The sequence below is a fragment of the Kitasatospora sp. NPDC059462 genome (assembly GCF_042749955.1).
GTDB lineage: Bacteria > Actinomycetota > Actinomycetes > Streptomycetales > Streptomycetaceae > Kitasatospora.
Genome location: NZ_JBHYUU010000248.1, coordinates 1 through 10,014, shown reverse-complemented (window position 1 = coordinate 10,014; position 10,014 = coordinate 1). Strand labels below are relative to the sequence as shown.

At 73.8% G+C, this 10,014-nt stretch carries 11 protein-coding genes; 1 reads left to right on the top strand and 10 read right to left on the bottom strand.

Annotated elements, in window-relative coordinates; genetic code table 11:
- Window positions 1-123 precede the first annotated feature (123 nt).
- On the top strand, window positions 124-1,119 hold the full coding sequence (locus ACFXAM_RS35420; RefSeq protein WP_380297648.1) for a 2-hydroxyacid dehydrogenase: 996 nt from the start codon (window positions 124-126) through the stop codon (window positions 1,117-1,119).
- A 93-nt stretch (window positions 1,120-1,212) separates the two neighbouring features.
- On the opposite strand, the gene ACFXAM_RS35415 is transcribed toward ACFXAM_RS35420, so the two are convergent.
- The 10 genes from ACFXAM_RS35415 to ACFXAM_RS35370 all read right to left on the bottom strand — a co-directional run.
- On the bottom strand, window positions 1,213-2,271 hold the full coding sequence (locus ACFXAM_RS35415) for a beta-ketoacyl-ACP synthase III (protein ID WP_380297646.1): 1,059 nt from the start codon (window positions 2,269-2,271) through the stop codon (window positions 1,213-1,215).
- Between the two features lie 2 nt (window positions 2,272-2,273).
- On the bottom strand, window positions 2,274-3,071 hold the full coding sequence (gene thyX / locus ACFXAM_RS35410; RefSeq protein ID WP_380297644.1) for an FAD-dependent thymidylate synthase: 798 nt from the start codon (window positions 3,069-3,071) through the stop codon (window positions 2,274-2,276).
- A complete protein-coding gene (locus tag ACFXAM_RS35405; RefSeq protein WP_380297642.1) occupies window positions 3,058-4,368 on the bottom strand; it encodes a cytochrome P450 in 1,311 nt (436 codons plus the stop codon). The genes thyX and ACFXAM_RS35405 overlap by 14 nt, the downstream gene beginning before the upstream one ends.
- Window positions 4,365-5,972 (bottom strand): class I adenylate-forming enzyme family protein, encoded by a 1,608-nt coding sequence (locus ACFXAM_RS35400; RefSeq protein ID WP_380297640.1) that lies wholly within the window; start codon window positions 5,970-5,972, stop codon window positions 4,365-4,367. The genes ACFXAM_RS35405 and ACFXAM_RS35400 overlap by 4 nt, the downstream gene beginning before the upstream one ends.
- A 57-nt stretch (window positions 5,973-6,029) precedes the next feature.
- Complete coding sequence (locus ACFXAM_RS35395) at window positions 6,030-6,479, bottom strand: PaaI family thioesterase (protein ID WP_380297639.1); 450 nt, start codon at window positions 6,477-6,479, stop codon at window positions 6,030-6,032.
- 15 nt (window positions 6,480-6,494) lie between these two features.
- A complete protein-coding gene (locus ACFXAM_RS35390) occupies window positions 6,495-7,220 on the bottom strand; it encodes a 4'-phosphopantetheinyl transferase (protein ID WP_380297638.1) in 726 nt (241 codons plus the stop codon).
- Complete coding sequence (locus tag ACFXAM_RS35385) at window positions 7,210-7,464, bottom strand: phosphopantetheine-binding protein (RefSeq protein WP_380297636.1); 255 nt, start codon at window positions 7,462-7,464, stop codon at window positions 7,210-7,212. Before ACFXAM_RS35385 ends, ACFXAM_RS35390 begins: the two co-directional genes overlap by 11 nt.
- Window positions 7,461-8,495, bottom strand: coding sequence for a transglutaminase domain-containing protein (locus ACFXAM_RS35380; protein WP_380297634.1), 1,035 nt, complete (start codon window positions 8,493-8,495; stop codon window positions 7,461-7,463). The genes ACFXAM_RS35385 and ACFXAM_RS35380 overlap by 4 nt, the downstream gene beginning before the upstream one ends.
- A complete protein-coding gene (locus tag ACFXAM_RS35375) occupies window positions 8,492-8,776 on the bottom strand; it encodes an acyl carrier protein (RefSeq protein ID WP_380297632.1) in 285 nt (94 codons plus the stop codon). The genes ACFXAM_RS35380 and ACFXAM_RS35375 overlap by 4 nt, the downstream gene beginning before the upstream one ends.
- 38 nt (window positions 8,777-8,814) lie before the next feature.
- The coding region (locus ACFXAM_RS35370; protein WP_380297630.1) for an AMP-binding protein at window positions 8,815-10,014 on the bottom strand (1,200 nt) is incomplete at its 5' end.

The window sequence follows — 10,014 nt, the reverse complement described above, 5'->3', positions numbered from 1 at the left end:
GCCCCGGCCCCCGAGCGCGCGAGCGCCGGGGGCCGGGGCCGTTCCCGGCCGAGCCCCCGGGGGCGTCGGGACGGCGCGAGCCAGTGCGCGCATTCCGGCGGCGCTTTGGGTAGCGTGACGGGGATGGAGATCCTCGCCTACGGCGTCCAAGCAGACGAACAGCCGCTCCTGGAGAAGGCCTTCGCCGGCCGGCACTCCCTGCGGACCCTGGCCGTGTTCCTCGATCGCGACACCGCGCCGCTCGCCGCCGGCCACCCGGCCGTCAGCAGCAGCGTCAACGACGTCCTGGACGCCGGGACCCTGGCCGTCCTCGCCGCCGGCGGGACGAAGCTGATCGCCCAGCGCTCCACCGGCTTCAACAACATCGACCTGGAGGCCGCCGCCGGGCTCGGCCTCACCATCGCCCGGGTCTCCCACTACAGCCCCTACGCCGTCGCCGAACACGCCTGGGCGCTCGCCCTGGCCGTCAACCGGCGCCTCACCCGCGCCGCCAACCGTTCCCGGGAGTTCGACTTCCGCCTCGACGGCCTGCTCGGCCGCGACATCCACGGCATGACGGTCGGCGTCATCGGCACCGGCAAGATCGGCGAATGCTTCGCCCGGATCGCGGCCGGATTCGGCACCGAGCTCCTCGGCTGGGACATCGCCCCCAACCCCGCCTGCCTCGACCTCGGCATGACCTACACCGAACTGCCCGAACTCCTCTCCCGCGCCGACCTGATCAGCCTCCACGTCCCGCTGCTCCCGGCCACCCACCACCTCATCGACGCCGCCGCCCTGGCCCGGATGAAGGACGACGCGATCCTGGTCAACTCCAGCCGCGGCGGGCTCGTCGACAGCGCCGCCCTGGTCGAGACCCTGCGTGCCGGCCGCCTCTCCGGCGTCGGCCTCGACGTCTACGAGGAGGAGACCGGCGTCTTCTTCACCGACCGCTCCATCCACGGCATCACCGACGACACCCTCGCCCGCCTCGTCACCTTCCCGCAGGTCCTGGTCACCAGCCACCAGGCCTACTTCACCCACACCGCCGTCGGCCAGATCATCGACGCCACCGCCCGCAACATCGACGACTTCGCCGCCGGGCGCACCAACGAGAACACGCTCGTCCCGAAGGCCTGAGCGCACCCCGGCGGATTCCCGGGACTCCGGATCACCGGAGGAGCCCTCTCCCGGGAAGCCCGCCGGGGCGCGCGCGTTCCGCGGCCCGGGGCGTCAGCCGACGCCCGGCAGGGTGACGACCAGTCCGGCGTAGGAGAGCCCCGCGCCGTAGCCGAGCAGCAGCGCGGTGTCCCCGGCCTCGGCCTCGCCCGAGGCCAGCAGCTGGTCCATGGCGAGCGGGACGGACGCCCCCGAGGTGTTCCCGGACCGGGCGACGTCCCGGGCCACGGCCACCGTCCCGGGCAGCCCGATGCGGGCCGCGATGGCGTCGATGATGCGCACGTTGGCCTGGTGCGGGACGAAGGCGTCCAGGTCCTCGACCGTGAGGCCGGAGGCGGCGAGCGCCCGCCGCCCCACCTCCGGCATCTCGGTCACGGCCCAGCGGAAGACGCTCTGGCCCTCCTGGACCATGTGGGGGAACGCGCCGCCGGAGGAGCCCCCGGAGGAGTCCTCGGACGGATTCCCGGACGCCTTCCCGACGGCGTCCCTGAGCGCGGTCCACGGTCTGGTCTGGGTGATCAGGGCGGCCTGGGAGCCGTCCGCGCCCCACACCACCGGGCCGATGCCGGGCTCCGCGGCGGGGCCGACGACCACGGCGCCCGCGCCGTCGCCGAAGATGAAGGCGGTCGAGCGGTCCCGCGGGCTGATCAGGTCGGTCATCCGCTCCACCCCGACCACCAGGACGTGGGCGCCCCTGCTGCGGACGGCGTCCGCGGCGACCGCCACGCCGTGGACGAAACCCGCGCAGCCCGCCGACAGGTCGAACGCGGCGGCCCGCCGGGCGCCCAGGCGGTGGGCGATCGACGCCGCGGCCGAGGGCGTCTGCAGCATGTGGGTGAAGGTGGCGGCGATGACGCAGTCGATCCGCGCCGGATCGATCCCCGCCGCCGCGACCGCCTTGCTCGCCGCCGCCTCCCCCATCATCTCCAGGGTCTCGTCGTCGTCGGCCCAGTGCCGGGTGACGATGCCCGTCCGGCGCCGGATCCAGGCGTCCGAGGAGTCGATGAACCGGCACGCCTCCTCGTTGTCGACCACCCTGCGGGGCCGGTAGGTCCCGAGTCCCAGAATGCCCGCGTTCCCCTCCGCCGCCGGCGCGGAAATCCTCGCACCCATCGTCAGACCTTCCGCCACGCCGGCGTCCAGGAACCGTCGGTCACCTCGTAGTCGCCGAAGAGCGTCGGCGCCTCGGCCCGCATGAGCTCGCCGACCCGGTGGAAGACGAGCCGGATCTCCTCCTCCGCCTCGGGGGCCGTCCGGGACTCGATGACGTGGCGCAGCGTCCGGACGTTCGCCGTCCAGACCAGGCTGGTGCCGACACCCTCGGGGGCGAAGCGCCGCATGAAGGAGGTCCGGTGCTTCTTCTCGGCGAACGGGACGCCCTCGCGGTCGAGGCCGAAGTGCCGGGCCATCCAGAGCTGGAGCTCCTCCAGTTCCCGCAGGGCCCTCCCGGTCCGTTCCATGAGCTCCGGGTCGTCCTTGGCCCAGTCGGGGAACCAGAACGGCAGTTCGTCCAGCCGCAGGAAGCGCAGCGACTCCTGGGAGACGGCCGTGCCCGCGCGGTGGCGGACGAGCTCATGGGTGAGCACCCGGCTGACGTTCTTCAGCACGAAGGTGAAGTTGGCGTGCTCCAGCACCGATCCGTGCGCGCTGGCCAGCACGTTGCGCAGGTAGGCGGCCTGGTCCGTGCGCACCCGGGTGACGTTGGGGTTGAGCCCCGGTTCCCAGGACCGGTAGCACATCCGGCCCGCGATCTCGGCCAGGGTCTCGGCGTCGTTCGGCGGGTTGTCGAGGGCACCCTGGTCGAACCTGGCCAGCCACTGTTCGCCCCCGATCTCCCGCAGGTAGGCGGTGACCTCCCGCAGGTCGAGGGACGGACGCGCGATCACGGTGATCTCGGGTTCAACGAGTTTCATGGTGTCCTTCCCGGTGCGGGTGGGGGTCGGCGACGTCCAGGCGGGCCGGGGCCCGGAAGGAGACCAGCGGCAGGAACGGCGGCGGTTCCGGGGTGGCCGGCCGCAGTCCGGGGAACCGCTCGGCGCACATGCTCAGGAACACCCGGCCCTCGACGCGCGCGAGTTCGGCGCCCGGGCAGCGGTGCCGGCCGAGCCCGAAGCCGAGGTGCTGGTGACCGGCGTCCCGCATCGGGCAGAGCCGCTCCGGGTCCGGGTGGGCCTCGGGGTCGTTCCCGGCGCTCGTCAGCATGAGGAGCAGTTCCGCCCCGGCCGGCAGGTCGACCCCGCCGAGCCGGGTCTCCCGGCTGGTGACCCGCCGCCAGGCCGTCAGCGAGGGCTCGCGGCGGAGGATCTCCTCCAGCCACCGCCCGGCGGCCGTGGGGTCGCCGGCCAGCTCCGGCCAGTGGACCCCGCTCTCCAGGGCCCGGTGGGCCGCGGTGGTGATCATCTGGGTGGTCGTCACGTGTCCGGCGACCAGCAGGTTGGAGCAGACCGCGACGGCCACCTCGCGGCTCAGCGGGGCGCCGTCGGGGGTCCGCTGCCGGGCCAGCGCGGCGAGCAGGGAGTCCTCGGGGGCGTCGCGGATCTCGGCCAGCTCGCAGAGCCAGGTGTAGAAGGCGGCCACCCGGTGGGCGAGTTCCCGCTGCCGGTCCTTCTCGGTGCGTCCCCAGAACAGCGTGATGAACGCGTCGGTCCAGTCGGCGACGGTGTGCACGTCGACCCGGGCCGGGCCGGTCAGGCCCAGGAGGTGCAGCATGACCCGGACCGGGACGGTCCTGGCCGCGCCGCGGGCCAGGTCGTGGCGGCCGGTGGTGCGCAGGTCGGCGGCCATGACGTCGAGTTCCTCGGCGGTGATCCGCTCGATCTCCGGTGTGGCGAGGCGGACCCGCTGGGCGCTGAGGAGCTTCAGGACGATCGCGCGCAGCGCCGGGTGGCTGTCCCCGCTGTTGTTGAACAGTGCCGGGGGCAGGGTCTTGAAGCCCACCCGGTCCAGGATCCGCAGCGCGGGGAGCCGCAGCGGGACGACGGAGCGCAGGGTGTTGTCGTTGCGGTAGGTGACGGTGTCCAGGAGGACCCGCCGCACGTCCTCGTCCCGGCTCACCAGCCACAGCTTGGTCGCCGGGTCGTGGTGCACGGGGGCGGTGTCCCGCAGCCGTGCGAGGACGGGGAACGGGTCGGCGGCGAATTCCGCCGCGAACAGGTCGACTTCGGGCGCCGCCGTGCGCACGAGGGCGGGGGCGCCGGCCTCGGCAGTCACGTCAGCCGCTCCGCCCGGCCCTGGTCGGGGGAGCCGACCAGGGGGAGGCTGCCGTCGGCGACCATGGCGCCCAGGAGCTGGCGGCGGACCTTCCAGGTCGAGGTCATCGGCAGGGCGTTCCACGGGCTGTGCAGCGGTTCGGCCATGCCGGGCAGTCCGGCGACCGCGCGCTGCCACGCCGCGGTGCCGAGCGGCTGGTCGCCGTGGGTCGCCACCACCGGGACGGGGTTGCCGTCCTTGCCCTCGACCAGGACGACCTCGGTCAGCTGCGGCAGCCGTTCCATGAGCACGTCCTCCACCTGGAGGCTGCTGGTCACGCCGTCGATGTGGTCGATCTCCCGGTCGAGGAGGTGCACGCACCCCCACTTGCTGCGGTAGCCGAGGTCGCCCATCCGCCACCACCCGCCGGCGAACCGCTCCGCGAACTGCTCCGCGCCGCCGATGATGCCCACCGAGTGGCCGTGCGTGCGCACCAGGATGGGGCCGACCTTCTCCGGGCCGGAGGCGTCGGCCAGCGGCTCCCCGATCCTGACCTCGGTGACGCCCTTGAAGGGGAAGCCGAGGCAGCGGCCGTCCGCCGTCCTGGCCAGCCGGCGGGTGTAGGGCCGGAGACAGACCGGCCCGGTCTCGGACTGTCCGTAGCCCTGCACGTAGACCGGCATCCTGCGCCGGCTGGCGCCGAGCAGGATGCGGATGGTGCGCGGGTGCATGGCGTCGAAGGTGTTGATGAAGTAGCGGACGTTGGCCAGCGGGCCGCGCGGGTCGTCGGCCAGCGCCTCCCACTGGATGAGGATGTTGGGGTGGGCCTCCAGCAGCCCGGGGCGGGTCTCGCTCAGCAGGTCGGCGGCCTTGCGCGGGTCCGGGTCGGTCAGCACGACGGTGTGCTGGCCCCGGGAGATGACGATGTACAGCAGCGGCCATATCCGGGCGTGCACCAGCGAGACGCAGATGGCCCGGGCCTCCCGGGCGCGCATGATCTTCGCGGTCCGCAGCTGCGGCTTCAGGTGCCACCACAGGCTGCGCGCGGACTGGAGGACGAGCTTGGGCAGCCCGGTGGTGCCCGAGGTGTGCGTGGCCAGGCACGGCGCGTCGGGCTCGGTGCGCACCGCGGCGCGGCGCGGGGCTCCGGCGTGCCGGTCCAGGCTCTCGTGGCCGTCGGCCTCGCCGGTGAGCAGCAGCACCCTGCTGGTGGTGGCGGCGACGTCGACCCCGTCGAGCGCGCCGCGCAGGGTCGCCGGGTCGGTGAGCAGCACCGCCGGTTCGTCGGTCTTCGTCAGGAGCTGCGCGACGATGTCGCCGTCGAGCTTCGGGGACAGCAGGAGCGGGACGGCGCCGAGCCGGCTGAGCGCACAGGCCGCCAGGACGAGGTCGAAGGTGTTCGACGCGAAGAGGAACACCCGCTCGCCCGCGCCGACCTCGGCGGCGGCCAGCCGGGCGGCTATCTCCTCGACGTGGTCGGCGAGCTGACGGAACGTCACGCTGGTACCCGAGGCGGGGAAGAGCGCGAGCCGGTGGTCGAGGGTCATGCGGCTGTTCGGGTGCTGGGACGCCCCCATGGCGAACAGGTCACCGATGTAGAGTGCCTCGTTCTGTGCTGCGGACATGCGGCGTTCTCCTCCGTGGTTCGCTGGTGGGTCGATTGACGTGCGGTGGCGCGCCGGTCAGCTCCTCGCTCCCTCCGGGGCGGCCGGCCTCCTCGGGACGACCACCTGGACGGCCTGGGCGGTGCACACCGTCGCTCCCGCTTCGGTGGTGAACACCGTGTCCACCCACACCCGGCGCCGGTCCGCCCGGACGACCGCCGCCTCGGTGTGCACGCGCCCGCCGGTCAGCGGGAGCAGGAAGCGCATGGACAGCTCGCGGGTCGCGAGCCACTGGTCGTCCTCCAGGACGGTGTACATGCACACCCCGGCGAAGCTGTCGGCCACGGCGGCCAGGTATCCGCCGAACACCCCGCCGGGACCGACGACGACCGGGTCGACCTCCCAGCTGCCCCACACCCGGCGGTCCTTCCAGCCCTCGATGCGCGGCAGGCGCAGGGCGTCCATCACGGCCGGAGGACTGGCCGTGCCGGCCACGATCCTGTCCAGGAGCTGGTGGTACCCGTGCATCAGACGTCCTTGCGGTCAGGGGCGGACGACCGCCCAGGTCAGTACGGACCGGCCGGAGCGGAGCAGGCCGGTCTCCAGCAGCACTCCCGCGACGAGAACGGTGGCCGCGGGTCCGGGAAGGTCCCCGCAGGCCTCCGGGGGCAGTTCGATCTGCTGGAAGCCGCTGATCGCGACGCCCCGGGAGCAGACGGCCTTGTAGATCGATTCCTTCAGGGAGAACAGGGTGCCGAGCCGGGCGACGGGGTCGGGGCCGGGCTCCAGCCAGGCCCGTTCCCGCTCCGTGCAGACGAGCCGGGCCGCCCGCAGCGGGAGCGCGTCCAGCAGTTCGAGGTCGACCCCGACCGCCCGGGCCAGCGAGCGCGGGGCGGCCAGGCAGACCCCCACGCCCGCGCGGTGGCTGATCGATCCGGCGACGCCGTCCGGGAACAGCGGCAGCCGGCCCTCGGCCAGCACCGGACCGGGCACGCCCAGACCGGCCAGGCACCGGGCGGCCGCCGCGCGGCCGAGGCGGAAGTCCGCGTGCCGGGTGGCGGGCAGCCGCCGGAGCAGGTCCTCCTCCGCCGGGTGGGGCGCCGGGGTCCGGTCCGCCCCGGCGTGGGCGAAGGCCAGCGCCGTCCCGGCGGGCGGACCGCCGTGGCGGGCGACGGCCGACTCCAGGGCGGACACCGCTCCCGGGGCGGACGCCGCGTCCGGCGCCGACGCCGCCGGGGCCTGCTCCGTCAGCGCGGTGTCAGCCTCCACTGCCGGTGGTGGCGTCCGCCGGCCCGGCCGTCCGCAGCAGGTCGTCGATGGCGGCGATCGTGGTCACCGACGTGATCTCCTCGTCGTCGAGGGCCCGCCGGATCTCCTCCTCCAGGTGCATCACCACCAGGACCATCTCCCCCGAGTTCAACCCGGACTCGCGCAGGTCGTCACCGTCGGCGATGTCGTCGAGGATCGCCGGCGCCGCCATGCTCCGGGCGAGCAGCTCACGGGCGTTCATCATGCCTTCTCCTTCAGTGGGTTGACCAGGAGCACGTTGCGGACCGCGACCGGGGTCCCGTCGTGGGTGTGGCGCACGGTATCCCGGTCGGCGGGACAGTCGCACGGGACGAGCCGGTTGGGCACCGAGCCGAGGCAGAACTCGACGAACTCCTCGCCCGCGCCCTGGCGCAGCCCGAGGAGGGCGAAGACCGGGTCGATGACCTTCCACTCGCCGTCCTCGTGGACCTCCGCCCAGGAGTGGTCGCTCCCGAGCAGGCCCATGAGGTAGCCCTTGCGGGTGCGGGCCCGCAGGCCGGCCGCGGTGAGGACGTCCCGCAGGTGCAGGCTGACGCTGATGCAGTTCGCGGTGCCGTTGGCGCGGGCCGCCGCCGGGTCGTTGCGCATGGCCACCGGCATGTCCTGGTAGCGCATCCGCCCGCTGCGCATCTCCTCCAGCGACGCGTGGAACGCCTCGCGGACCAGCGGGTCGCGGACCCGCCGGACGCTGCCGACCGTTCGCACGGTCGCCGCGAACCCGGCCGCGGGCGGGAGGCCCTCGACGCTCGCGCCGCGGACTTCCAGCTCGGCGCCCTTCGCGGTGCGCTCGTCGCGGGCCTCGCCGCCGAACTCGGCGCTGGCCAGGCGGGCGAACTCCCACGCCCCGCCGCAGTCGTCGGACTCGACGCAGGCCGCGAGGTTGCGCATCGCCCAGGAGCGCGGGTTGACCCACTCGCCGGGCGGCGAGGCGGCGAAGCGGAACAGGTAGCGCTGCACCAGTTCCATGAAGGAGCCGCCGGAGCCGGAGGCGGCCGCCACGTTGCGGATGTCGCTGTCCTCGAAGCGCGCCCGGTCGCCCTCGCCGCGCGAGCGCAGGCCCTCCCGCACCAGCAGGTCGAGGACCTCGCCGGGGCAGCGCATGACCGTCAGGGCAGCCTCGCGGTCCATGTCGAACCGTGCGTACGCGTCCGGTGTGGGTACGATCTGTCGCAGCGCGCTGACCCAGCCGGCGGCCTCCGGCGCCGCGGCGGTGAGCGGGCCCGTCGCCGGGGTCATCTGCCGGACTCCCGCGCGGCGGGCTCGGCGGACTGCACCTGCTCCGTCAACGCGCCGATCAGGTCGTCGACGGTCTCGATCGAGAACAGCGCGTCGTCGTCGAGGCTGACGCCGTGCACCTGCTCCAGCGTGTTGACGATGCGCAGCAGCTTCACGGACTCCATGCCGGGCAGCAGGGACAGCTCGGCGTCCCCCGGCAGTGCGGTGGCGTCGATGTCCAGCTCCGCGGTGAGGGCCGCGATCACGGAGGACACGATGCTGTCGGACGCGGTCTCCCTCATCCGGAGACTCCCTTCGGGGTGTGGGGGTGGTGAAACGTTCATGCGGCACCGGCCGGGTCCGTGGCGCCGCGCCCGTCGCCGAGTTCGTCCAGCAGCGACCGGAGCTTGCCGCGCTGCACCTTGCCGCTGCTGGTCTGCGGCAGGAACCTGGTCGGGGCGAGGTGCACCGTGACCGCGCTCAGGCCCATCCGGGCCCGCAGCTGCCGGTGGCAGGCGGCGATCAGCGCGGCGCGTTCGTCCTCGCCGGTCAGGGCGGTCTCCACGACGAGCGCCATGTGGTCCTCCGCCGCGATGGCGGCGCACGCCTTGCGGGCCACCCCGGGGAGGTCGCGGACGACGGCCTCGGCGTCCTCCGCGTAGTAGTTGACGCCCCGGACGATGATCATGTCCTTCCGGCGGCCGAAGATGTACAGCTCGCCGTCGGCGATCACGCCCATGTCCCCGGTCCGGTGCCAGCCGTCCGGCGAGCGCTCGTCCCCGGCCGGCCGGCGGTAGTAGCCGCTCATCACCGACGGCCCGGAGATCTCGATCTCACCCGGGTGCCCCTCCGGGACCGGGGCCCCGTCGGCGCAGACGCGTACCGCGATGTCCGGGACGGGGGTGCCCACGCTCACCAGCGCACGGGCGTTCGGCGCGCCCTCCGTGCTGAGCGCGAAGCGCCCGTCGGCCAGGGCCTCGCGGTCGACCCAGCGCAACCGGGGCTCCAGCTCGGCGGAGGAGAACGTCACCGTGAGGGTGGCCTCGGCCATGCCGTAGACCGGGCACATGGTCTGCGGCCGGAAGCCCCAGCTCCCGAAGGTCTTCTGGAACTCCTCGATGGAGCGGGCGTTGACCTGCTCGGCGCCGTTGCACCAGACCCGCCACGCGGACAGGTCGGCCGGCTCCGGCTGCGGCTCCTCGGCACGCACCGCACTGACCAGCGCGTCCACGAAGAAGTTCGGCGCCGCGGTGTGGGTGCAGCCCTCGGCGGCGAAGCGGCGGAGCCAGTCGAGCGGGCGCTTGACGCCGCCGCGGGGCCGCCAGAGCACGGCGTCGCAGCCGGTCCCCAGCGCCGTCAGCAGGCAGAAGATCCCCATGTCGTGGAAGAGCGGTACCCACAGGCCCCAGGTGTCGTCGCCGGTCGAGCCCGAGGCGCTCGCCAGCGCGTGCACCGCGGTCACGATGTTGCCGTGGGTCACCGGTACGCCCTTGGGGCTGGCGGTGCTGCCGGAGGTGTACTGGATGTAGGCCAGCTGCTC